This window comes from Sphingomonas ginsenosidimutans (assembly GCF_002374835.1).
GTDB classification, from domain to species: Bacteria; Pseudomonadota; Alphaproteobacteria; order Sphingomonadales; family Sphingomonadaceae; genus Sphingomonas; species Sphingomonas ginsenosidimutans.
Genome location: NZ_NWVD01000006.1, coordinates 84,029 through 105,743, shown reverse-complemented (window position 1 = coordinate 105,743; position 21,715 = coordinate 84,029). Strand labels below are relative to the sequence as shown.

23 protein-coding genes are annotated in these 21,715 nt (G+C 68.1%); 8 read left to right on the top strand and 15 right to left on the bottom strand.

Features of this window, described 5'->3' with window-relative positions:
* Positions 1 to 152: 152 nt before the first annotated feature.
* On the bottom strand, positions 153 to 992 hold the full coding sequence (locus COA17_RS13440; RefSeq protein ID WP_066485075.1) for a ferredoxin--NADP reductase: 840 nt from the start codon (positions 990 to 992) through the stop codon (positions 153 to 155).
* Positions 993 to 1,197: 205 nt separating this feature from the next.
* Between COA17_RS13440 and uvrB the strand changes: the two genes are divergently transcribed.
* Together uvrB and COA17_RS13430 are read left to right on the top strand one after the other, a co-directional pair.
* A complete protein-coding gene (gene uvrB / locus COA17_RS13435) occupies positions 1,198 to 3,393 on the top strand; it encodes an excinuclease ABC subunit UvrB (RefSeq protein WP_096613208.1) in 2,196 nt (731 codons plus the stop codon).
* A 45-nt stretch (positions 3,394 to 3,438) separates the two neighbouring features.
* Complete coding sequence (locus COA17_RS13430) at positions 3,439 to 4,176, top strand: TonB family protein (protein WP_245857808.1); 738 nt, start codon at positions 3,439 to 3,441, stop codon at positions 4,174 to 4,176.
* Between the two features lie 6 nt (positions 4,177 to 4,182).
* On the opposite strand, the gene COA17_RS19420 is transcribed toward COA17_RS13430, so the two are convergent.
* Both COA17_RS19420 and COA17_RS13425 read right to left on the bottom strand, forming a co-directional pair.
* The gene (locus COA17_RS19420) at positions 4,183 to 4,332 is read right to left on the bottom strand and encodes a hypothetical protein (protein ID WP_176484909.1); all 150 of its coding nucleotides are present in this window, start codon (positions 4,330 to 4,332) and stop codon (positions 4,183 to 4,185) included.
* Positions 4,333 to 4,343: 11 nt separating this feature from the next.
* Positions 4,344 to 4,712 carry a PRC-barrel domain-containing protein gene (locus tag COA17_RS13425; RefSeq protein WP_066485077.1) on the bottom strand — a complete coding sequence of 123 codons (369 nt, stop codon included), beginning with the start codon at positions 4,710 to 4,712 and terminating at the stop codon, positions 4,344 to 4,346.
* 118 nt (positions 4,713 to 4,830) lie between these two features.
* On the opposite strand from COA17_RS13425, the gene COA17_RS13420 reads away from it, so the two are divergent.
* Positions 4,831 to 5,382: a hypothetical protein gene (locus COA17_RS13420; protein WP_096613106.1), complete on the top strand. Its 552-nt coding sequence runs from the start codon at positions 4,831 to 4,833 to the stop codon at positions 5,380 to 5,382.
* Between the two features lie 527 nt (positions 5,383 to 5,909).
* On the opposite strand, the gene COA17_RS13415 is transcribed toward COA17_RS13420, so the two are convergent.
* Positions 5,910 to 7,034 carry a M14 family metallopeptidase gene (locus COA17_RS13415; RefSeq protein ID WP_096613104.1) on the bottom strand — a complete coding sequence of 375 codons (1,125 nt, stop codon included), beginning with the start codon at positions 7,032 to 7,034 and terminating at the stop codon, positions 5,910 to 5,912.
* The gene (locus COA17_RS13410) at positions 7,031 to 7,636 is read right to left on the bottom strand and encodes a DUF4136 domain-containing protein (RefSeq protein ID WP_096613102.1); all 606 of its coding nucleotides are present in this window, start codon (positions 7,634 to 7,636) and stop codon (positions 7,031 to 7,033) included. Before COA17_RS13410 ends, COA17_RS13415 begins: the two co-directional genes overlap by 4 nt.
* Positions 7,637 to 7,843: 207 nt before the next feature.
* On the opposite strand from COA17_RS13410, the gene ykgO reads away from it, so the two are divergent.
* Positions 7,844 to 7,969, top strand: coding sequence for a type B 50S ribosomal protein L36 (gene ykgO, locus COA17_RS13405; protein WP_003046794.1), 126 nt, complete (start codon positions 7,844 to 7,846; stop codon positions 7,967 to 7,969).
* Between the two features lie 27 nt (positions 7,970 to 7,996).
* Entirely contained in the window at positions 7,997 to 8,650 is a 654-nt protein-coding gene (locus COA17_RS13400; protein ID WP_096613100.1) for an HAD-IA family hydrolase, read from the top strand.
* On the opposite strand, the gene COA17_RS13395 is transcribed toward COA17_RS13400, so the two are convergent.
* Positions 8,602 to 9,114, bottom strand: coding sequence for a hypothetical protein (locus COA17_RS13395; RefSeq protein ID WP_096613098.1), 513 nt, complete (start codon positions 9,112 to 9,114; stop codon positions 8,602 to 8,604). The genes COA17_RS13400 and COA17_RS13395 overlap by 49 nt on opposite strands.
* Positions 9,115 to 9,285: 171 nt before the next feature.
* Here COA17_RS13395 and COA17_RS13390 point away from each other — a divergent pair, with 171 nt between their 5' ends.
* Positions 9,286 to 9,657, top strand: a complete 372-nt coding sequence (locus COA17_RS13390) for a DUF4440 domain-containing protein (protein WP_096613096.1) — start codon at positions 9,286 to 9,288, stop codon at positions 9,655 to 9,657.
* A gap of 49 nt (positions 9,658 to 9,706) precedes the next feature.
* On the opposite strand, the gene COA17_RS13385 is transcribed toward COA17_RS13390, so the two are convergent.
* Together COA17_RS13385 and COA17_RS13380 are read right to left on the bottom strand one after the other, a co-directional pair.
* The gene (locus COA17_RS13385; RefSeq protein ID WP_096613094.1) at positions 9,707 to 10,762 is read right to left on the bottom strand and encodes a ribonucleotide-diphosphate reductase subunit beta; all 1,056 of its coding nucleotides are present in this window, start codon (positions 10,760 to 10,762) and stop codon (positions 9,707 to 9,709) included.
* Positions 10,763 to 10,810: 48 nt separating this feature from the next.
* A complete protein-coding gene (locus tag COA17_RS13380) occupies positions 10,811 to 11,026 on the bottom strand; it encodes a hypothetical protein (protein WP_231738691.1) in 216 nt (71 codons plus the stop codon).
* A gap of 59 nt (positions 11,027 to 11,085) precedes the next feature.
* Between COA17_RS13380 and COA17_RS13375 the strand changes: the two genes are divergently transcribed.
* Positions 11,086 to 11,337, top strand: a complete 252-nt coding sequence (locus COA17_RS13375; protein WP_096613204.1) for a DUF2171 domain-containing protein — start codon at positions 11,086 to 11,088, stop codon at positions 11,335 to 11,337.
* Positions 11,338 to 11,408: 71 nt separating this feature from the next.
* On the opposite strand, the gene COA17_RS13370 is transcribed toward COA17_RS13375, so the two are convergent.
* The 7 genes from COA17_RS13370 to coxB form a co-directional block, all read right to left on the bottom strand.
* Entirely contained in the window at positions 11,409 to 11,831 is a 423-nt protein-coding gene (locus COA17_RS13370) for an endonuclease domain-containing protein (protein WP_066487352.1), read from the bottom strand.
* A 159-nt stretch (positions 11,832 to 11,990) separates the two neighbouring features.
* Positions 11,991 to 13,886, bottom strand: a complete 1,896-nt coding sequence (locus COA17_RS13365; RefSeq protein ID WP_066487354.1) for a ribonucleoside-diphosphate reductase subunit alpha — start codon at positions 13,884 to 13,886, stop codon at positions 11,991 to 11,993.
* Between the two features lie 524 nt (positions 13,887 to 14,410).
* The gene (locus COA17_RS13360) at positions 14,411 to 15,496 is read right to left on the bottom strand and encodes a c-type cytochrome (protein ID WP_066486522.1); all 1,086 of its coding nucleotides are present in this window, start codon (positions 15,494 to 15,496) and stop codon (positions 14,411 to 14,413) included.
* Positions 15,493 to 16,050 (bottom strand): cytochrome c oxidase assembly protein, encoded by a 558-nt coding sequence (locus COA17_RS13355; protein WP_231738612.1) that lies wholly within the window; start codon positions 16,048 to 16,050, stop codon positions 15,493 to 15,495. The genes COA17_RS13360 and COA17_RS13355 overlap by 4 nt, the downstream gene beginning before the upstream one ends.
* Positions 16,047 to 16,415 (bottom strand): hypothetical protein, encoded by a 369-nt coding sequence (locus COA17_RS13350; RefSeq protein ID WP_066486523.1) that lies wholly within the window; start codon positions 16,413 to 16,415, stop codon positions 16,047 to 16,049. The genes COA17_RS13355 and COA17_RS13350 overlap by 4 nt, the downstream gene beginning before the upstream one ends.
* Before the next feature lie 50 nt (positions 16,416 to 16,465).
* Positions 16,466 to 18,994, bottom strand: a complete 2,529-nt coding sequence (locus COA17_RS13345; RefSeq protein ID WP_096613092.1) for a cbb3-type cytochrome c oxidase subunit I — start codon at positions 18,992 to 18,994, stop codon at positions 16,466 to 16,468.
* Entirely contained in the window at positions 18,991 to 19,968 is a 978-nt protein-coding gene (gene coxB, locus COA17_RS13340; RefSeq protein ID WP_245857806.1) for a cytochrome c oxidase subunit II, read from the bottom strand. Before coxB ends, COA17_RS13345 begins: the two co-directional genes overlap by 4 nt.
* Positions 19,969 to 20,090: 122 nt before the next feature.
* Between coxB and COA17_RS13335 the strand changes: the two genes are divergently transcribed.
* On the top strand, positions 20,091 to 21,641 hold the full coding sequence (locus COA17_RS13335; RefSeq protein ID WP_096613202.1) for an alpha-amylase family glycosyl hydrolase: 1,551 nt from the start codon (positions 20,091 to 20,093) through the stop codon (positions 21,639 to 21,641).
* Positions 21,642 to 21,715: the final 74 nt, after the last annotated feature.

The following is a 21,715-nucleotide window of genomic DNA, read 5'->3' as shown; positions in this document are numbered from 1 at the left end:
GGCGGGCCGCCGTCCGCCCGCCTGGGCGCCGGCCTTCGCCGGAGCACGAACGTTGAACGTCATCCCGGCGAAAGCTGGGATCTTCCGGTGGGCGAGCGCATCGCCCGCTCCACGAAGATCCCGGCCTTCGCCGGGGTGACGTTCTGCTTCCCTCAGTCGACGAACGCGCGCTCGATCACGAACTGGCCGGGGTTGGCGTTCGACCCTTCGGTCAGCCCCGCCGCTTCCAGGATGCCGGCGGTTTCGCGGATCATCGCGGTCGATCCGCACAGCATCACGCGGTCGGTTTCCGGGTTGAAGCGCGTATCGCCGACCAGCGGCGCGCCGAACAGCCGGCCGTCTTCGATCAGCGTGGTGATCCGGCCCATGGTGTGGAATTCCTCGCGCGTGACGCACGGCAGGTAATGGAACTGCTCGGCGGCCTGGTCGGACACCAGCGGATCGTCGGCCAGCCGCTCGCTGAGCATGTCGTGCCACGCCAGATCGTCGACGCGGCGCACGCCGTGGACGATCACCACCTGCTCGAACCGCTCATAGGCTTCCGGATCGCGCGCGACGCTCAGGAAAGGAGCCAGCCCCGTACCGGTCGACAGCAGGAACAGCCGCTTGCCGCCCAGCAGCGCATCGAGCACCAAAGTGCCGGTCGGCTTCTTGCCCATGTACAATTGGTCGCCGGGCTTCACCGCCTGCAACCGGCCGGTCAGCGGGCCGTCCGGCACCTTGATCGACAGGAATTCCAGCTCCTCGGCCCAGGACGGGCTGGCGATCGAATAGGCGCGCATCACCGGCTTGGGCGGCTTGCCCGCCACCCCTTCGCCCTCACCGGGCAGGCCGATCATCACGAACTCGCCCGAGCGGAAGCGGAACGACGCCGGCCGCTCGACGGCGAAGCTGAACAGATGCTCGTTCCAGTGGCGCACCCACTTCACGGCCACGGTCTGGAACGCGGCATTTTCCGGGATCAGGACGGGCGCGCCCGCATCGATGCTCACTTCTGTCTATCTCCATCGCGGCAACCGTCGCGACGGCCAATGGCCCGCGGCTGCCCAATTCACGAGCGTGCCGATGGCCGCTGCGCCGATCCACCGCAAGAAACGCTTGGCTTGGCGGATGCAAGCATTTTTTGCGAACAGGTCGCAGCGCCTTTCGCCGTCCACCGTCGTTGCGCGCGCGGCGATGTTCCCCATATTCCCCCATATGGCGATCCAGATCCGCACCAGCCTTGCCGAGCCCGAAACCGGCGACAGCTTCGTCCCGCACCGGCCGCAGCGCCCCGACAAGGTGGAGGGCGGCAAGCCGTTCAAGCTGGTCAGCGACTATCAGCCGTCGGGCGACCAGCCGACCGCCATCGCCGAGCTTGTCGGCGCCGCGCGGCAGGGGGAGCGCGACCAGGTGCTGCTGGGCGTCACCGGTTCGGGCAAGACCTTCACCATGGCCAAGGTGATCGAGGCGTTGCAGCGCCCCGCGCTGATCCTGGCGCCGAACAAGATCCTGGCCGCGCAATTGTACGGCGAGTTCAAGAGCTTCTTCCCCGAGAACGCCGTCGAATATTTCGTCAGTTACTACGACTATTACCAGCCGGAGGCGTATGTCCCGCGCTCCGACACCTATATCGAGAAGGAAAGCTCGATCAACGAGGCGATCGACCGGATGCGCCATTCGGCGACGCGATCGCTGCTGGAGCGCGACGACGTGCTGATCGTCGCATCGGTATCGTGCCTGTACGGCATCGGATCGGTCGAAACCTATTCGGCGATGATCTTCGATCTGAAGAAGGGCCAGTCGGTCGACCAGCGCGAGATCGTGCGCAAGCTGGTGGCGTTGCAATACAAGCGCAACGACGCGGCGTTCCAGCGCGGCAATTTCCGCGTCAAGGGCGACAATCTGGAAATCTTCCCGTCGCATTATGAGGACAGCGCGTGGCGCGTGTCGTTCTTCGGTGACGAGATCGAGGATATCGTCGAATTCGACCCGCTGACGGGGAAGAAATCCGCGAGCCTGTCGTCGATCCGCGTCTATGCCAATTCGCACTATGTCACCCCCGGCCCGACGCTGAAGCAGGCGAGCGAGGCGATCCGCCACGAACTGACCGAGCGGCTGAAGGAGCTGGAGGCGGAGGGCAAGCTGCTGGAGCGCCAGCGGCTGGAGCAGCGCACGCATTTCGACCTGGAGATGATCGCCGCGACCGGCAGCTGCAACGGGATAGAGAATTACAGCCGCTTCCTGACCGGGCGCCTGCCCGGCGAACCGCCGCCCACGCTGTTCGAATATCTGCCCGAAAACGCGCTGCTGTTCGTCGACGAAAGCCACCAGACGGTGCCGCAGATCGGCGCGATGGCGCGCGGCGACCACCGGCGCAAGATCACGCTGGCCGAATACGGCTTCCGCCTGCCCAGCTGCATCGACAACCGCCCGCTGCGCTTCAACGAATGGGACGCGATGCGCCCGCAGACGGTGTGCGTGTCGGCGACGCCGGGGTCGTGGGAAATGGAACAGGCCGGCGGCGTCTTCGCCGAACAGGTGATCCGCCCGACCGGGCTGATCGACCCGCCGGTGGAAATCCGCCCGGTCGAGGAACAGGTGCAGGATTGCATCGTCGAATGCCGCGCGACCGCCGAAAAGGGGTTCCGCACGCTCGTCACCACGCTGACCAAGCGGATGGCCGAGGACCTGACGGAGTATATGCACGAGGCCGGGGTGCGCGTGCGCTACATGCACTCCGACGTGGAGACGCTGGAGCGGATCGAGCTGATCCGCGACCTGCGGCTGGGGGTGTATGACGTTCTGATCGGCATCAACCTGCTGCGCGAGGGGCTGGACATCCCGGAATGCGGGCTGGTGTGCATCATGGATGCCGACAAGGAAGGGTTCCTGCGTTCCGAAACGTCGCTGATCCAGACGATCGGGCGCGCGGCGCGCAACGTCGAGGGGCGCGTGATCCTCTACGCCGACCGCATCACCGGCAGCATGGAGCGCGCGATGAACGAAACCGCGCGCCGCCGCGAAAAGCAGGAGGCGTACAACCGCGAACACGGCATCACCCCGACCACGATCCGCCGCAACATCGGCGACATCATCGCGCACGTCGCCTCGCAGGATCAGGTGACGGTCGAGATCGACGAGCATCGCCCGCACATGGTCGGCCACAATCTGCGCGCCTATATCGAGGAGCTGGAGAAGAAGATGCGCAAGGCCGCATCGGATCTGGAGTTCGAAGAGGCCGGTCGCCTGCGCGACGAAATCCGCCAGCTGGAACAGGAAGAGCTGGGCCTGCCGGTCGAGCAGCACAAGGCGCCGGTGATGGGGCGCAGCAACGAAGGCAAGCCGGGCACGCGCAAGACCCGCTTCGGCAAGACCCAGCGCAAGTTCGGCGGCGCGCGCGGGGCGCGGTGACGCGCATCAGCCTGCGTTCAGCCGGATCGCGGTAGCGTGGGTGTTATGTACGCAGCGCCACGCCAGGAACGGATCGGATCGGCGGTCGCCGCCGGGGTGCTGACCACGGCGATCGGCTGGGCGCTGCTCAACGGGCTGGCCGGTGGGATGATGCGCGCTCCGCTCGACGAAGGCCTCGCGATCTTCCGCGTCGCCCCGCCACCGCCGCGCCCGGCGGAAAAGGTGGTGCCGAAGAAGACGGCGGTGTCACGCCCGTCGGGTCGCGCGGCGCCGCCCAATATCCGGTCGCAGGCGACGCAGGTCGCCGCGCCGCGGCCGATCGTCGTCGTGCCCCTGCCCCCGCCCCCGATCACCGTCGCGCTCAAGCCGTTCGCGGGCGATGACGCGACGCAGGGCGCGACCACGCGCGTCGGCCCCGGGACGGGCGCCGGCGGCGTGGGCGACGGCACGGGGAGCGGCGGCTGGGGTGACGGCGATGGCGGCGGGATGGACGAGACGCCGCCGGTGCATATCCGCGGGCGGCTGCGCGATGCCGATTATCCGGGGGATGTCGGCGAGGCGGGCTTCCAGGGCACCGTGTCGGTCAAGTTCCTAGTGTGGGTCGACGGGCGGGTACGCGACTGCGCCGTTACCCGGTCGAGCGGCAATGCGACGCTGGACGCCACCACCTGCCGCCTGATCGAGCAGCGCTTCCGCTACCGCCCGTCACGCGATGCGGACGGACGCGCGGTGCCGGCGTGGATCGTCGAGAACCATCAATGGGTGATCGAGCCGGATCGTTGAGGGCGCTTACCGATCGCCGGACGGCTCGTCCTCCGGCTCGGCATCGATCGTCTGCGGCGGATTGGTGTTGCCCTTGTCGGGCGAATCGGGATCGGTCAGCAATTCCTCGACCGCTTCCTGCATCGCATTGTCGCCGTCGCGCTTTGTCGTCGTCATCGTACCGCTCCTCACCCGACCGCCAGATTCTCGCCGCCGACCTGATAGTAACTGGCGACGCGATCGGCATAGGATTGGTCGAACACCGGTGCGTTGTTCGCCCAGCTCGGTCCACCTTCCAGCATCCGCCTGTCGATCGTCACGACGAAGCCGTCGCGCACCGGATCATATTGCAGCAGCGAGAAGGGCAGCGGGTAGAAGCTCTTGCCCATGCCCAGAAAGCCGCCCAGGCTCAGCACCGCGTGCGTCGTGCGCCCCGACCCCTTGTGGACCATGAAGGCATGGACCGACCCCAGGTGATCGCCGTCGCGGCTGTCGACCTTCATCGTTTCGGAAAGATTGGCCTGCACCAGGATCTGGGTCGGCGTGGCGTCGGACATGAAACCTCCGGCTGTCGAACTTGCGATGGATCAAACCGCCGGCCCGCCGCGCCGGTTCCGCGACGGGGCGTGGCCGCAGCGGTTGAGCCGTGCGGGGCGATCCGGCATAGCGCGGGGGGTGACCCGCTTTCCGCCCGCCCGCCCCTCCCTTCGCTACAAGGCCGCGCCGATCCTCGCCGCGTTGATCGCCGCGGGGTGCGTGCCCCGCACCGAACCGACGCCCGCCCCGGCGCCGCGCCCCGTGCCGGTTCCCGCGCCGGCACCGTCGCCCACCCCGGCCGCCGACTGGCAGGACTGGCCATGGACGCCTGGCACCTGGACCTATGACCGCGACGCGCGCGGCAGCCGCGCGCTGTACGGCGCGGCGGGCGCGGATGCGGCGGTGGTGGTGCGCTGCGATCGCGGCGCGCGCGCGCTGTACCTGTCGCGCGCGGGCCGCGCGACCGGCGCCTTCACGATCCGCACCACCAGTATGACGCGCGCGCTGGCGGTGCAGCCGACCGGCGGCGCGCTGCCCTATGTCGCGGTGCGGCTGGCGGCCGACGACCGGCTGCTGGATGCGATGATCTTCTCCCGCGGGCGGTTCACGATCGAGCAGCCGGGCACCGCGCCGACGGTGCTGCCGCCCTGGGCGGAGCTGGCGCGGGTAGTGGAGGATTGCCGCGGCTGAGGCAGCGTCGACGAGGGGCGGGAGAATCGTCGAAACGCGCGCATAATACAAGACTTGCATGCACGCCCCGAACCCCTCACATTGGACCTGCGATCTTCAGATCGCGCTCGTTATCAACCAGCGAAAGGAGGTGATCCGATGTCTCATGGTTCAGCAATGGGGTCGGTTCAGTTCGTTCGGGGGACGCGCTTCTGACAGGTTGATCGTCGTGGGGGGTATCCTCCCCCGGTAACACGGCGATCGATATGTCGGAGGCCTGCATGGTCTCCCGGGCTGGAGCTCTCCGGCCGCTGACCATGTTTAGGGGTTGTCGGGCGCCCGTCAGCGGGCGTTCGGCAACCTCTTCTCATATGTGGTTCCGATGGCCCCGCCTGGGCCGGTCGATGATCCTCGCCCCGGTCCCTTCCACGTCGCTCAAGAGAGCACTGTTCCGGGGTCTACCGATCCGCGCCAACATCCCTTACCCGTATCAGGCACGGTGGATGCGGGAACACGTCCGGCATGACGGGAAGAGCGCCGGGACGGCCTTACAACGTGCCGATCATCTCCGTCAGCACCTCCAGGCACGATACCCCCAGTTGCGCCGATCGCTCGCCGCTCCAGCCGAAGGTCGCGTCCGGGTTCGGATCGTGGTCCTTGAACGGCATCTCCAGCGTCACCGATACCGCGCCGAACCGCTCGGCCAGCTGGTTGGTCGACATCGACAGGTTGGCCTTGCCCGGTGCGGCCTTGTCATAGCCCTTCTCGGTCTGGAAATCGGCGGTATGCGCCGCCAGCCGCCGGCCGAAGTCGGTGAACAACGCGCCCTGCCGCTCGGTCCACGACGGGATGCCTTCGAACCCGGCGATGAAATTGGCCGCGATCGCCTCGTCGCCATGGACGTCGAGCGCGAAGTCGACGCCGGTGCGATCCATTTCCGCCAGCACGCACAATACCTCGGGCGACCGCTCGGCGCTGGGCGCGTGCCATTCGCGGTTCAGGTTCACCCCTGCCGCATTGGTACGCAGATGCCCGCGGCGGGTGCCGTCGGGGTTCATGTTGGGCACGACATGCACCGTCGCCGCCGCCAGCAGCGGCGCGGCCGCATCGCTGGTCAGCCAGTCGAGCGCGCCGTCCATCCACCATTCGGCCATCGATTCGCCCGGATGCTGGCGCGCATACAGCCACACCTGCTTGGCGCCGGCGCCGATGCGCAGGTAATCGATCGCCTGCCCGTCCAGCGTCTGCCCCAGTTCGCGGTGCGTGACGCCGGGGCGCGCGGCGATCCGCGCGACCAGCCGGGCGTGCTGTTCCATCGTATAGGGCGCGAAATAGGCGAACCACGCCAGGTCGCCGCCGGTCGCCGGCCAGTCAAATTCCAGCACGCCGTCGGCGTAGCGCGTGTCGATCATCGGCCAGCCCACCAGATCGGTCGACGCGCGCGTGCGATAGCCGGGCCAGCCGAACGGATAGGCACTTTGCCCCGCGTTCACGATGCGGAACGTCGTGGGCTTCCCCGCCAGCCCGGCGGCGCGGAAATAGAACCACTGGTAGAAATCCGACTTGTGATCGCGAACGATCTCCACGTCGCAGCGGCGCGTCGCCCCCGAATCGTCGATCGCGACGACGCGGATGTTCCCGCCATCGAAGGCGGCATTGATGGTCAGGGTCATTTCACCTCGATCGTCCGGCCCGATTCGCCGGGAAAGTCCTTGAACAGCGCCGACGCCAGCCGCGCGGCGACCGATGCGACGTCGGCGTCGGGGGCGCTGGTGTCGGTCAGCGACTGCGCCTGCCCTTCCCAGATCGCGTCGCCGCCCTGCCGGATGCGCACCGCCAATTCGGTGACGATCGCGCCGCGGCCGGCCCCGCCGCCGCCGACCGGGAAGCTGACCCCGCCGCCGACACCGCCGCCGCTGCGCCACCCGCCGCCGCCGACGCCCCCGCCCAGCCCGATCGTGATCGGCGAGCGGCGCGGCGGCAGCGCACGGTCGGTGCGCGTGAAGCCGACGGTGACGATGAACTGCGCCGTGGCGCCGGGCGCGGGGTTGGTGAAGCCCAGCTTCAGCAGCTCCGCCTGCACCGCCGCGGCATAGGTCTTGTACTCCAGGCTCGCCGATGCCGCGCCCTGCAGTGGCTCGACCGAGACCGTCCCGCGCTGTTTCACCGCATCGTAATGGAAGCGCGTCGCCTCCACCGGGAAACGTTGCGGCCCGGTGGCGCAGGCGGACAGCGCCAGCGCGGCGGTCAACGGGAACAGGACGGCACGACGCATGGACTACCCCGTATCAATGCGGTCGGCGCCGCCAGCCGGCACCGCCGCGATGGCGATCGTTTCGACATAGCAACGCGCCGGTCCGCCGCAAGGTCCCCATGTGCCGGACGGTCGTCGATCGCCCCGGACGGGCGCGACGCCCGGTTGACTTTGCGGGCGCTGCTCTCTACGCGCCGCGCTTCACGATTTACCTGAAGAAGCCATCCCATGAAGATCCGCAACAGCCTCAAGTCGCTCAAGGACCGTCATCGCGACAACCGCGTGATCCGCCGCCGCGGCCGCACCTATGTCATCAACAAGACCAACCGCCGGTTCAAGGCGCGCCAGGGCTGATCAGCCCGCGCGGTGACTGACGGCACGATGCCGACGTCGGTGATCTTCGACGTCGGGCACGTCCTGTACGACTGGAATCCCCGGATTCTCTACGAGCGCCTGTTCGATGACGAACAGGCGCTTGACGTGTTTCTGGATACGGTCGCGACGAAGGACTGGCATTTCCAGCACGACGCCGGCCGCCCCTTCGCCGAAACGTCCGCCGAACTGAGCGCGCGCCACCCCGAACATGCCGCGATGATCGCGCTGTGGGGCCCACGCTTTTCGGAGCAGATCCCCGGTCCGATGCCGGGGATGGTGGCGCTGGTCGACGAACTGGACGCCGCGGACGTACCACTGTTCGCGATCACCAATTTCTCGGGCGAGTTCTTCGCGCCGTTCCGCGCGCGAGAGGCGGCGATGTTCGACCGGTTCCGCGACATCGTCGTGTCGGGCGACGAAAAACTGGTGAAGCCCGATCCGGCGATCTTCCGGCTGGCGCTGGACCGATTCGGGCTGCGCGCGGAACAGGCGTATTTCGTCGACGACAATGCGGCGAACGTCGCGGCGGCGCAGGCGCTGGGCATCCGCTCGCACCTGTTCCGCGGGTCGGAGCCACTGCGTGCGGAGATGGTGGCGCTTGGGCTGCTTGATCAGAACGCCAGGGCGAGCGCCGCGACGAGCGCCAGCACGCTGGGGTAGAAGGTCAGCGCGAAGCCGAAGGCGCGCGCGCCGGCGCCGTGGCGATAGCCACCGTAGAACATCACGCGCCCCGCCACGAACAGCCCCACCAGCACCGCGACCGGCACGGCGGAGCGATCGAACGCCGCCGTGAGCGCGAGGTGCGCGCCGATCGCCAGCACGCTTTGCTCCAGCGTGTTCTGCAACATCGATCGCGCCGCGGCCACCGCAGGCGACGCAGGGCCGGCGGCGGCAATGTCCTGCACCGAGAAGAAGCGCCGCCGCGCGACGTCACCGATCGCCGCGGCGAGGCACAGCAGCACGAACAGATCGGCGCGCAGTGTCGCCTGCAACCGATCCGCGAACGGCACCGACGCGCCCGCGCGCGCGAAGGCAAATCCAAGCAGCGCAAGCGCGGTCAGCAACGCCGCGGCCATCGCGGCCGCGACACGGCATTGTTCGCGGCGGAAGGGCTCGGTCGTCATCGCGGAGTAGACTGGCACGCGGCGCCGCGCGGGTACAGGGGGCAAGCGCCCCGCCGCCGCGACGCGGGACGATCCCGCCGCCAAAGGCGGTTTGGGTAACGCGGGCGCGACCGTGTCAGGAACCGCCTGCGCAATCGATCGCTGTGCCCCGACACGATCGGAGAAACGGGCATGGACGACGCGCGCATCTGGGCTTTCGAGGAAAGCCTGTGGACCGCCGATGCGGCGCAGTATCGCGAGGCGATCGACGAAGCGTGCCTGATGGTGCTGCCCACGCCACCGTTCGTCATGGCGGGTGACGGCGCGGTCGACGCGGTCGGGGCGACGCCACGCTGGGACCGCGTCGCGCTTGCGGACCGGCGCGTCGCACGCCCGCAGGAGGGGTTGATCGTCGTCGCCTATACCGCGACTGCCGAACGCGCGGGCCACGACGATTATGTCGCACACTGCACGTCGACCTATCGCCGCGTCACGCACAAGGACTGGCGCGTGATCCAGCACCAGCAGACCCCGCCGCTGGCCGCGGGCGCGCGCGCCGCCTGAACCAGGCGGGTGACGTGGGCCTCATCGGCGCCCGTCACCCGTCACATCGTCACTCCGCGGCGACGCCCGCGCGGCTGAACATGTCGCCGGTCTCGGCCGGATCCTCGTTCGCGGCCTTCGCGCCCTTCGCCTTGCGGCGCTTGTCGAAGGCGTCCCAGACGTCGTTCCACTGCCCCTTGGTCGCGGCCTTCGAATATTCGGTGGCACGCGTCTCGAAGAAATTGGCATGCTCGACGCCATTGAGCAGCGGGGTCAGCCACGGGATCGGATGCTCGTCGATCATATAGATCGGCTTCAGCCCCAATTGCCCCAGCCGCCAGTCGGCGATGTAGCGGATATACTTCTTGATATCCTTGGCGGTCATGCCGTTGACCGGCCCCATCTCGAACGCCAGGTCGATGAACGCATCCTCCAGCCGGATCGTCGTCTGACACTGGTCGGCGATATCGTCCTTCACCGCCTTGGTCAGGCAGTTGCGCTCCTTCACGAAGGCGTGGAACAGCCGGATGATCCCCTCGCAATGCAGGCTTTCGTCGCGGACCGACCAGGACACGATCTGCCCCATGCCCTTCATCTTGTTGAAGCGCGGGAAGTTCATCAGCATCGCGAACGACGCGAACAGCTGCACACCCTCGGTAAAGCCGCCGAACATCGCCAGCGTGCGGGCGATATCCTCATCGGTATCGACGCCGAAGTTCTGGAGATAGTCGTGCTTGTCCTTCAGCTCGGCATATTCCAGGAACGCGCCATATTCGCTTTCCGGCATCCCGATCGTGTCGAGCAGGTGCGAATAGGCGGCGATATGCACCGTCTCCATGTTGCTGAACGCGGTCAGCATCATCTTGATCTCGGTCGGCTTGAACACGCGGCCGTATTTCTCGTGGTAGCAATCCTGCACCTCGACGTCCGCCTGGGTGAAGAAGCGGAAGATCTGCGTCAGCAGGTTGCGTTCGTGATCGGTCAGCTTCTGCGCCCAGTCGCGGCAATCCTCGCCCAGCGGCACCTCCTCGGGCAGCCAGTGCAGCTGCTGCTGGCGCTTCCAATATTCATAGGCCCAGGGATATTCGAACGGCTTGTACTGCTTGGATGCTTGAAGGAGGGACATCGAACTACTCCGGGGTAAATCTCTGGAAGTCTTGAAGGAAACGGCCGATCAGGGGGCGGCGCTCCATTGCCACATCGCCCAGGCGCTCATCGCCAGCGTGCTGCCGCCCGCGACGGTCATGACGCCGACCATGCGATAGACATAGACGCGCGCCGGCCCCTGCGGGTGGCGCAATTGCAGCAGCAGCCACAGCCCGACCAGCACCAGCACCGCGGCGACCGCGAACATGATCGCGCTTTCGAGCGGCAGCGTGGCGAGCGTCATGCCACCAACTCCCGTCCCGCGCGTTGCGCCAGCGGACACACCCCCGAAGGAGAATGACGATGGCCGATGCCAGCCAGATCAAGGAACATGCCAAGGTGATCGGTGCGGACGGCGTGCATGTCGGCACCGTGGACCATGTCGACGGCGACCGCATCAAGCTGACCAAGGACGACAGCCCGCAGACGCAGGACGGCCAGGGCGCCCGGCATCACTATATTCCGCTCGGCTTGGTCGCCGAGGTGGAGGGCGACACCGTCCGCCTGTCCGCGACCGCGCAGAACGCGCAGGACATGTTCGAAGAGGCGGAATAGCCGCGTCATTCCCTCTCCCGGCGGGAGAGGGAGGGAGGCCCGCAGGGCCGGAAGGGTGAGGGCGTCGCGGTTCATGCCGCGACGCCCTTTTCCTTGGCCGCGGCACCCTCAGCCTCCCCATGCTGCGCATAGGCCCCTTCCTTCTCCCGCAGGGAGAAGGAGATGCACGCCACAACGCCGTCGATGTTCTGCATCACGTCACGGTTGGTGAAGCGGATCGTGCGGAATCCTGCCTGTCGCAGCATGGCGTCGCGCCGCGCATCATAGGGCGCGGCATCGGCATGGGTATCGCCGTCCACTTCGATCACCAGTCGTTCCGAAAAACACAGCATGTCGGCGAAATAGGGTCCAACCGGCGCCTGATGACGCCATTTGAGATGCGGAAAGGCGGCACGCAGCGCGCGTAGCAGGCGCCGTTCAGGAGCGGGTGCGCCGCGACGTAGCGACCGGGCGCGGTCGACGGTGCCGGCGGGCTGGTGATCGTAAAGCCTCACCGTCTTTGCTCCCCTACTCACCCTCACCCTTCCCACCCGGCTGCGCCGGGCGGGCCCCTTCCCTCTCCCGACGGGAGAGGGAGGGAGGCGCGCAACGCCGGAAAGGTGAGGGTGACCCGCTCACCGGTGTCGGCCGTCAGATGCGACCGCTCCGCCACCTCACTGACACGCCAGGCATTCGTCGTAGTCGGTGCTCTCGCCGAATTCGTACTTCGGCTTCTCGATCGTATTGTCGTTCTCCACCCCGCCCGCGAAGCCGGCGCGCTGCACCGACTTGGAACGCAGGTAATAAAGCGACTTGATGCCCAGTTCCCAGGCGCGGAAATGGAGCATCAGGAGATCCCATTTCTCGACGTCCGCCGGGATGAACAGGTTGAGCGACTGCGCCTGGTCGATGAACGGCGCGCGATCGCCGGCCAGTTCCAGCAGCCACCGCTGGTCGATCTCGAACGAGGTCTTGTAGCAATCCTTCTCTTCCTGGCTGAGGAAGTCGAGGTGCTGGACCGAGCCGCCATGCTCCAGGATCGAATTCCACACCGCGTCGGAATTCTTCGACTTTTCGGACAGGAGCTTTTCCAGATACGGGTTCTTGACCGCGAAGCTGCCCGACAGCGTCTTGTGGGTGTAGATGTTCGCCGGGATCGGCTCGATGCACGCGCTGGTCCCGCCGCAGATGATGCTGATCGACGCGGTCGGCGCGATCGCCATCTTGCACGAGAACCGCTCCATCACGCCGACGTCGGCGGCGTCGGGGCACGGCCCGCGCTCCGCCGCGAGCGTCATCGACGCCTGGTTCACCTGCGCGTTGATGTGCTTGAACATCCGCAGGTTCCAGCTCTTGGCCATCGCGCCTTCGAACGGCAGCCCGCGCGCCTGGAGGAAGGAGTGGAAACCCATCACCCCCAGTCCGACCGACCGCTCGCGCGCGGCGGAATAGGCGGCACGCTCCATCCCCGGTTCGTGGCGGTCGATGTAGTCCTGCAGCACGTTGTCGAGGAAGCGCATCACATCCTCGATGAAGCCCTTCTCGTCCTTCCACTCGTCCCAGGTTTCCAGGTTGAGCGACGACAGGCAGCACACTGCGGTGCGATCGTTGCCCAGATGGTCGCGGCCGGTGGGCAGCGTGATCTCGCTGCACAGGTTCGACGTCGACACCTTCAGCCCCAGCTCGCGGTGATGCCGGGGCATGGAATTGTTCACATGGTCGGCGAAGACGATGTACGGCTCGCCGGTCGCCAGCCGGGTTTCGACCAGCTTCTGGAACAGCGCGCGCGCATCCACCTTGCCGCGCACGGTCTGGTCCTTGGGGCTCTTCAGCTCCCATTCGGCGCCGTCGCGCACCGCTTCCATGAAGGCGTCGGGGATCAGCACGCCGTGGTGGAGGTTCAGCGCCTTGCGGTTGAAATCGCCCGACGGCTTGCGGATCTCGAGAAATTCCTCGATCTCGGGATGCGAGATGTCGAGGTAGCAGGCCGCCGAACCGCGGCGCAGCGAGCCTTGCGAGATGGCGAGCGTCAGGCTGTCCATCACGCGCACGAACGGGATGATCCCGCTGGTCTTGCCATTGAGGCCGACCGGCTCGCCAATACCGCGCACATTGCCCCAATAGGTGCCGATCCCGCCCCCGCGCGAGGCGAGCCAGACATTCTCGTTCCAGGTGTCGACGATGCCGTTCAGGCTGTCGGGCACCGAATTGAGGTAGCAGCTGATCGGCAGCCCGCGCCCGGTGCCGCCGTTCGACAGCACCGGCGTCGCCGGCATGAACCACAGTTTCGAGATGTAATCGTAGATGCGCTGCGCATGCGCCGCATCGTCGGCATAGGCGCTGGCGACGCGCACGAACAGGTCCTGGAAGCTTTCGCCCGGCAGGAGATAGCGGTCCTTCAGCGTCTCCTTGCCGAAATCGGTCAGGAGCGCGTCGCGCCCGTGATCAACCTCGACCGGATAGGGCTTGCCCAGCGCGCCCTTGGTCGCCTCTGCGGCGGCGTCACCCGCGGTCGCCGCCTCGATCGTGTCGGTGGTCATCGCCTCGCCGTCCGTCCCTCTGAAATCCATGTTCGCACCGCTCCCGCGTTCCCGTACCGTTCCGGCGAATCGATGACGAAGCACCGACTCTAACAGGGCAAACCGTTGAGAACAAACCGTGATCGCCGGTCATCCCGGCGGCGGCCTCCGCGCGTGACCCCGATATGGGGCCGCCGACGCCGTTCTACCATAACTTGGGTTCGCCCCCGAACCGAACCTCTACAGATTGTGGCAGATCGGCGGGGCAGGCAAGTCGGTAAAAATGGCCGTTACCGGACCTTACGCACCGAACGGCGCGCCATCGCCGTCGCGCGGAGTCAGCGACGCACGGACTTCCGCGGGGTTCGCCGATTGCAAGAGAACGTCACGCGAACAAAAATATTTTCATCCCGCGGCCAACCGGCGCTGCGATACGGCGGGCCGCACGGACATGACCCCGCCGCACGACACGTCGCCCCGGCGAAGGCCGGGGCCTCATGCGGCTCCTGCGGCGCGCCATCTCCGGGAGATCCCGGCTTTCGCCGGGATGACGTTTGGTTGGAGAGAGGATCGGCCTAGCGCCGAAGCGGCGCCTCGGCCCCCGCGAAATAGCGCGCGAGCGGCTCGACCATGTCGTCCGGGATGCGCCGCGCGATTACCGCCATCGCGTCCTGCGGCTGGCGCGCGTCGATCGTCTTGTCGTCGTGCCGCCACTGCCGCAGCCGCTGCGCCAGATAGGATGCGCGCTGCCCGGCGAGCACCGGCTGCGCCTTGCCCGGCGCGTGACAGCCGGCGCAGGCGGGCAGCTGACGTTCGGGCAGACCGCGCGTCACGATCGTGCGCACACGCTCGTCGCCACCGGCGGGAACGGCATCGCCCAGCCCCGGCAGCGCCGCGAAATGCCGCGCCAGCGCGCGCCGGTCCTCCGGCGTCAGCGTCGCGGCGGCGTTGGCCATCACCGCGCTGGCGCGCGCGCCGCTCGCGTAATCGCGCAGCGCCCGTTCCAGATAGCGCGGGTCCTGCCCGCCCAGCACCGGTATGTCGCCCTGCCCGCGCCCGCGCCCGTCGGCGCCGTGGCACGCGACGCAGCCCGCCAGCACATCGCCGCCCAGCGCGCGCGGGTCGGTGGTGCCCGCCCCCGTCGCCATCCCGCTGAGCGCGCGATATTGCGCGGGCGACAGCGCCGGCAGGCGGCGCAGGAACGCGACCATCCGCCGGATCTCGTCGTCGCGGCCCGCCGCGCCCCAGGCGGGCATCCCGGTGAACTTCACCCCGTGGCGCAGGATGTAGAACAACTGCGCGTCGGTCCATTTGTCCTTCAGCGCCGCGTCGGTCAGGTCGGGCGCGGGCGGCGTCGCCTTCTGCATCACCGGCGACGGGCGCTGCCCCGGCGCGCCGTGGCAGGTGGCGCAGGCGGCGGCGAAATGCCCCGCCGCGCTGACCAGCTGGCCGTCGGTGGCGATCACATCCTCGGGTGAATCGAACCAGGCGTGGGTCTTCACCGAATTGCGCATCGTCCAGTGCAGGAACCAGTCGCTGATCGCCCAATGCCCGGACGAGGCGGCGATGTTGAAGATGCCCGACCAGGCGAACAGCAGCCCCGCCGCCGCCAGCCCCGCCAGGACGGCCGCGATACGCTTCCACGTCAGCCGGATCGTCATGCCGCCCTGCGTCCTTTCAGGATCGTGCCGAGCAGCCACAGCCCGCCCAGGCAGTAACTCGCGCCGCCCACCACCAGCATCACCACCCCGCCCAGCGCCTGGTCGGCCAGCGCGTCCAGCCCCGGTGCGGGGTGCATCGCCATCATCATGTACAGCGGCCGGCCCGCCAGCCCGATCAGCACGCCCAGCAGCGTCATGTGCATCGACGTGACCAACAGCGCCGCCACCCCCGCCGCCGGCTGCGCCAGCGCCGATCGCCACAGCGCGATGCCGACGCCCAGAAACAGCGCCTGTTCGACCAGCGCGACCGCGAGATGCGCGTCGGCCAGCGCGCGCAGCGCGGGCGCGTGCCACGCCCAGACGATCGCGAACTCCGCCATCGCCCAGCCCAGCGGCGCGCCCGCCGATCCGCCGCGCGCGGGCGCGCCGAGCGCGATCAGCGGCGCGGCGATCGCGACGGCGGCCATATGCGCCATCATATGCCCGGTCATCCCCAGCCCGGCGACCGCCAGCACCGCCGACAGCGCGGCGACGATCCAGCCCGCCGCGCTCACCGGCAGTCCGTCAGCATCAGCGCCGGCGCGGCGGTGAACACCACCGCGACGAAGCTCAGCCCCGCCAGCAGCAGTGTCGACTTGGCGATGAAGCGCAGCCGGTCGATATCCGTGCCCTCATCATGCGGGGGCGGGTCGCCGGGGGTGCGCGACTGGACCCAGGCGATCGCGCCGGCCGCGACGATGATCGCCAGCGCCGCGCCCGTGCCGATCACGAACGCGGTGGTGAAGCGCGGGAACTGCCCCAGCTTCGCGCAACTGACCGACACCCACAGGTAACAGAACAGGAAATGCACCGCCCAGACGGTCGGCGGCACGATCAGCGTCCACAATGTGACGCGCAGCGCCAGGATGCGGGCGCGCAGGCCGCGGGGGCGGTCGCCCTCCCGGCTTTCGTGGGGCGGACTCTCGTTCTTCACGATCCCGCCCCCGGAAACAGCCCGATCGTGGCGTAGGTGACGATCGCGGTCAGCGCCATGAAATGGTGATAGACGGTGATGTTGCGGACATCGGCGTCGTAGCGCGGGGTCATCCGCCCGGCGATGCTGCGCGCCAGCGTGTACAGCTGCATGATCGCGCCGACGCCATTGTGCGCGACGGTCCAGATCACCAGCGTCCACACGATCGCGGGATAGACGTGGAGCGAGGGTTCCAGCCCCGTCGTCATCGGCCCCGCCAGCCCCGCACCGATCGCCGCCAGCGACGCGATCGCGCCCGCGCCCAGCAGCCCGCGCGCCGCTCCCTCCGCGCCGCGCGCGTTCAGTTCGCGCGCCGCGACCGTCATCGCCCAGGACGCCAGCGTGACCGCCAGCGCCACCATCGGCCAGAACGCCCCCGGCCCGTCCAGCCCCGGGCCGCCCGGCGGGAAATCGTCATGACGGGTCCAGAAGAAATAATAGCCGAAGACGAGGCCCGAGAAGGCCGTCGCATCCGCCATCATCGTGATGAACATCGCCCACCACCCCGCCGACGACCCGCCGGAGCAATAGAGCGGCACGGTCAGCCCGTGGCCGATCGACTTCTCTTCCTTCTCCGGGATTTCCGCGGTGCCGGTCCACAGCCACCACAGCACCATCGCCAGCGTCGCCACCGCCCCCGCCAGCGCCGCCCAATAGAGGTGATAGGTGGTCAGGATGAACACGCTGCCCAGCGCGACGGCGGTGACCATCGGCTTGGCGCTCGGCGTGCCCAGCCGGATCACCTGCACCGGGCGCGCGTCGAGCACGCTGGTGATGATCGTCTCGCGCCGCCCCTCCTGCGCATCGGGCAGGAAGAAGCGCCCTTCGTCGACGTTGCGCACGAAGTTCTTCTGGTCCCAGATAGGATAGCGGCTGGTGATGAGCGGGACGGAGCGGATGCCCCAATCCTCGTCATCCGGGTGCGCCAGCCATTCCAGCGTGCCGGCGTTCCACGGGTTGCGCGGCGATTTCTGCCGCCACGGGCTGCGCGCCAGGTCGACGCACACCAGCAGCACGCCGACCGCGAACACGTATGACCCGATCGTCGACGCCATGTTGAGCCCGCCCACCCCCAGCTCCGCCGGATAGGTGAACACGCGCCGCGGCATCCCCATCAGTCCGGAGAAATGCATCGGGAAGAACGTCAGGTTCGCGCCGACGAACTGGAACCAGAAGGCGGTGCGCCCGACCCGGTCGGACAGCTTCTTTCCGGTAATGAGCGGCCAGTAATAATACAGCCCGCCCATCAGCGGGATCAGCGTCCCGCCGATCAGCACGTAATGCAGGTGCGCGACAATGAAATAGGTGTCGTGCGCCTGCCAGTCGAACGGCGCGATCGCTACCATCACCCCGGTCAGCCCGCCGATGACGAAGATCGCGATCGAACCGAAGGCATAGAGCAGCGGCGTCGACCAAGTGACGCGCCCGGCCCACATCGTGGCGATGAACACAAAGATCTGGATGCCGGTGGGGATCGCCACCGCTTCGGACGCGGCGGAGAAGAACGCCAGGCTGATCTTGGGCAGCCCGGTGGTGAACATGTGGTGCACCCACAGGCCGAACGACAGGAACGCCGTTCCCACTGCCGCCAGCACGATCCACGGATAGCCCAGCAGGTGGCGCTGCGCGAAGGTCGGCACCATCATCGCGAACAGCGCGATCGAGGGAAGGAAGACGATATAGACCTCCGGGTGGCCGAAGATCCAGAACAGGTGCTGCCACAGGATCGCGTCGCCGCCCTTCGCCGCGTCGAAGAACGGCCAGCCGAGCAGCCGCTCCATCTCGAACAAGATGTCCCCGGCGATCAGCGGCGGGAAGGCGAACAGGATCATCACCGCCACGACCAGGATGTACCAGGCGTAGAGCGGCATCAGGTTCAGCCGCATCCCCGGCGGGCGCGTCTTGAGCACGCCGACGATCAGCTCCACCGCCGCGGCGACCGACGATACCTCGATGAAGCTGAGGCCCAGCATCCAGATATCGGCGCCCAGCCCGGACAGGTCGGTGCGCGTCGTGAACGGCGGATACATGAACCAGCCGCCGTCGGGCGCGACGTTGAAGAAGATCGATCCGCCGACGAACACCCCGCCGATCAGGAAGCTCCAGTAACCGAACGCCGACAGCCGCGGGAACGGCAGGTCGCGCGCGCCCAGCAGCTGCGGCAGCAGGATCACCGCCACCGCCTCGAACATCGGCACCGCGAACAGGAACATCATCATCGAGCCGTGCAGCGTGAACAGCTGGTTGAACGTCGATGCGGAAACGAGGTCGTTGCCCGGCGCGGCCAGCTGCGTGCGCATGATGAGGGCCAGCACGCCCGCGAACAGCATGAAGGTGAAGGCGGTCAGCGTGTACCAGATGCCGACGCGGTTGTTGTTGACGTCGGTCCAGCGCCCGAACCAGCCGGTCGGCGGCGCCCACACCGCGCGCAGCCGCCGTTCCTGATCGGCGCGCAGCTGTGGATCGTCCTGTGCGTGAAGGCTCATGTCAGCGATTCCAGCCAGCGCGCGATCGCGGTCGCGTCGTCGTTCGTCATGTGCGGATAGGCGGGCATCCGCGCGCCCGGCTTCACCGCCGGCGCATCCTTCACGAAGCGGCGCAGGTGGTCGGCATCCATCGGCAGGATGCCCGCGCCCAGCGTCGCGCGCGCGCCGATATGCGTCAGGTCGGGGCCGATCGTCCCCGCCGCATTCGTGCCGCGCACCGCATGGCATGCCGCGCAGCCATAGGCCGCGAACACGCGCGCGCCTGCTTCGGTCGCGGCGCCGTCACGCGCCGGGCCGCGCCGTTCGGCCAGCCAGCGATCGAACGCCGCCGGCTCCATCGCGATCACGTCGAACGCCATCAGCGCATGGCTCAGCCCGCAGAATTCGGCGCATTGCCCGCGGAAGCGCCCCGCGCGGGTCGCGCGCACCACCAGGGTGTTGGTGCGGCCGGGCACCATGTCCATCTTGCCCGCCAGCCCCGGCACCCAGAAACTGTGCAGGACGTCGCCCGCCTCCAGCTCCAGCGCCACCGTCCGGCCGACGGGGATGCGCAGTTCGTTCGCGGTCACCAGTTCGGCCGCGCCGGGGGGGCGATAGCGGATGCGCCACCAGAATTGCTCGCCCTCCACCGTCACGCGCAGGTCGCCGGGCGCGATCGCGATCGGGCGCATCTGCGGCAGGGTGGACACCAGCAGCGACAGCAGGACCACCGTCGGCACGATGCCGCCCGCCCACAGCACCAGCCGCATCCCCTGCTGGTGGGTGATCGCGTTGCGGCGCGCGCGCAGCGCCATGACGATCAGCGTCGCCACCGCGACGAAGATCACCACCGCCCCCGCGGTCATCCACCACGTCAGCCCGGCCAGCGTCTCCGCCTCCGCACCGAATGTCGAGAAGATCGATTGCCGCCCCGAACCCACGCCGCGCGGTGCCCCCTGTCCGTCCCCGTTCATCAGGCAGAAAGGAACGGCCACCGCTTTGTTCCGGGCCGCACCCCGGCAGGAAGCATAATGTTACGCAACAGACATGAACGCTTGCGCACCTCGGCGGTTATCTGCCCCGACGCAGCGAAAGGACGAGGGGCGTGGGGGACGAGATGCCGTGGTGGCGGCGCGGGACGGTGTACCAGGTCTATCCGCGTTCATTCCAGGACAGCGATGGCGACGGGGTCGGCGATCTTGCGGGGATCGAACGCCGGCTGGATCATATCGCTGCGCTGGGGGTCGACGCGATCTGGCTGTCGCCGATCTTCCCGTCGCCGATGGCCGATTTCGGCTATGACGTCGCCGATTACTGCGGGGTCGATCCGCTGTTCGGCGATCTCGCCGCGTTCGACCGGCTGCTGGCGGCGGTTCATGCGCGCGGCCTGAAGCTGCTGCTCGATTTCGTCCCCAACCACAGTTCGGATCGCCACCCGTGGTTCCTCGACAGCCGGTCGAGCCGCCGCAGCGCGAAGCGCGACTGGTATATCTGGCGCGATCCCGCCCCCGACGGCGGACCGCCCAACAACTGGATCAGCGATTTCGGCGGCCCGGCATGGGAGTGGGACGAGGCGACCGGGCAATATTACCTGCACGCCTTCCTGAAGCAGCAACCCGACCTCAACTGGCGCAACCCTGAACTGCGCGCGGCGATGTTCGACGTCCTGCGCTTCTGGTTCGATCGCGGCGTCGACGGTTTCCGCATCGACGTGCTGTGGCATATCGTGAAGGCGGAGGGCTTCCCCGACAACCCGCCCAATCCCTATTGGCGCCCCGGCATCACCGAGCGCGACCGGCTGATCCAGCAGCATTCCACCGACCAGCCCGAGGCGCATGCGATCGCGGCGGAGATGCGCGCGATTGCCGACGGCTATGGCGGCGATCGCGTGCTGATCGGCGAGATCTTCCTCCCCAACGATCGCCATGCGCGCTGGTACGGCACGCCGGAGCGGCCGCAGGTGCATCTGCCGTTCAATTTCCAGCTGATCGAAAATGGCTGGGACGCCGCCAGGCTGCGCGCGATGATCGCCGCCTACGAAGCATCGCTGCCGCCGCACGGCTGGCCCAATTGGGTGATCGGCAGCCATGACGCGCCGCGCATCGCCGCGCGGGTCGGCGAGGCGCAGGCGCGCGTCGCCGCGATGCTGCTGCTGACGTTGCGCGGTACGCCGACGCTGTATCAGGGCGACGAGATCGGGATCGGACAGGTCGATATCCCCCCCGACCGCGTCCGCGATCCGCAGGAATTGCGCCAGCCCGGCATCGGCATCGGCCGCGATCGCTCGCGCACGCCGATGCCGTGGGACGCGACGCCACACGCCGGGTTCAGCACCGTCGATCCGTGGCTGCCGATCAACCCCGACTGGCGCATCCGCAACGTCGCAGCGCAGGAACGCGATCCGGGGTCGATGCTGGCGCTGTACCGCCGGCTGCTGGCATTACGGCGCGCGCATCCGGCGCTGGCGGTGGGCGACTTCCGCCTGCTGGATGCGGCGGACGGGGTGCTGGCCTATGAACGCCGCCACGGCGACGCGGTGCTGCGGGTGGCGCTGAACCTGAGCCATGAGGCGAAACCGCTGCCATTCAGGGGTGAAACGCTGCTGTCCACCCTGCCCGGTTCGGCGCACGAGACCTTGCGCGCCGACGAAGGGATCATCATCCGCTGACCGTCACCCCGGCGAAGGCCGGGGTCCAGATGGCGACATATCCGCATCACACGACACGCCCGCCGCTGGACCCC

What these genes read in the sequence shown, in the direction of transcription:
- uvrB (WP_096613208.1), top strand. Translation starts at nt 1,198, where the DNA reads ATGGCGATCCAGATCCGCACCAGCCTTGCCGAGCCCGAAACCGGCGAC.
- COA17_RS13430 (WP_245857808.1), top strand. Translation starts at nt 3,439, where the DNA reads ATGTACGCAGCGCCACGCCAGGAACGGATCGGATCGGCGGTCGCCGCC.
- COA17_RS19420 (WP_176484909.1), bottom strand. Translation starts at nt 4,332, where the DNA reads ATGACGACGACAAAGCGCGACGGCGACAATGCGATGCAGGAAGCGGTC.
- COA17_RS13425 (WP_066485077.1), bottom strand. Translation starts at nt 4,712, where the DNA reads ATGTCCGACGCCACGCCGACCCAGATCCTGGTGCAGGCCAATCTTTCC.
- COA17_RS13415 (WP_096613104.1), bottom strand. Translation starts at nt 7,034, where the DNA reads ATGACCCTGACCATCAATGCCGCCTTCGATGGCGGGAACATCCGCGTC.
- COA17_RS13410 (WP_096613102.1), bottom strand. Translation starts at nt 7,636, where the DNA reads ATGCGTCGTGCCGTCCTGTTCCCGTTGACCGCCGCGCTGGCGCTGTCC.
- ykgO (WP_003046794.1), top strand. Translation starts at nt 7,844, where the DNA reads ATGAAGATCCGCAACAGCCTCAAGTCGCTCAAGGACCGTCATCGCGAC.
- COA17_RS13400 (WP_096613100.1), top strand. Translation starts at nt 7,997, where the DNA reads ATGCCGACGTCGGTGATCTTCGACGTCGGGCACGTCCTGTACGACTGG.
- COA17_RS13395 (WP_096613098.1), bottom strand. Translation starts at nt 9,114, where the DNA reads ATGACGACCGAGCCCTTCCGCCGCGAACAATGCCGTGTCGCGGCCGCG.
- COA17_RS13390 (WP_096613096.1), top strand. Translation starts at nt 9,286, where the DNA reads ATGGACGACGCGCGCATCTGGGCTTTCGAGGAAAGCCTGTGGACCGCC.
- COA17_RS13385 (WP_096613094.1), bottom strand. Translation starts at nt 10,762, where the DNA reads ATGTCCCTCCTTCAAGCATCCAAGCAGTACAAGCCGTTCGAATATCCC.
- COA17_RS13380 (WP_231738691.1), bottom strand. Translation starts at nt 11,026, where the DNA reads ATGACGCTCGCCACGCTGCCGCTCGAAAGCGCGATCATGTTCGCGGTC.
- COA17_RS13375 (WP_096613204.1), top strand. Translation starts at nt 11,086, where the DNA reads ATGGCCGATGCCAGCCAGATCAAGGAACATGCCAAGGTGATCGGTGCG.
- COA17_RS13365 (WP_066487354.1), bottom strand. Translation starts at nt 13,886, where the DNA reads ATGGATTTCAGAGGGACGGACGGCGAGGCGATGACCACCGACACGATC.
- COA17_RS13360 (WP_066486522.1), bottom strand. Translation starts at nt 15,496, where the DNA reads ATGACGATCCGGCTGACGTGGAAGCGTATCGCGGCCGTCCTGGCGGGG.
- COA17_RS13345 (WP_096613092.1), bottom strand. Translation starts at nt 18,994, where the DNA reads ATGAGCCTTCACGCACAGGACGATCCACAGCTGCGCGCCGATCAGGAA.
- COA17_RS13335 (WP_096613202.1), top strand. Translation starts at nt 20,091, where the DNA reads ATGCCGTGGTGGCGGCGCGGGACGGTGTACCAGGTCTATCCGCGTTCA.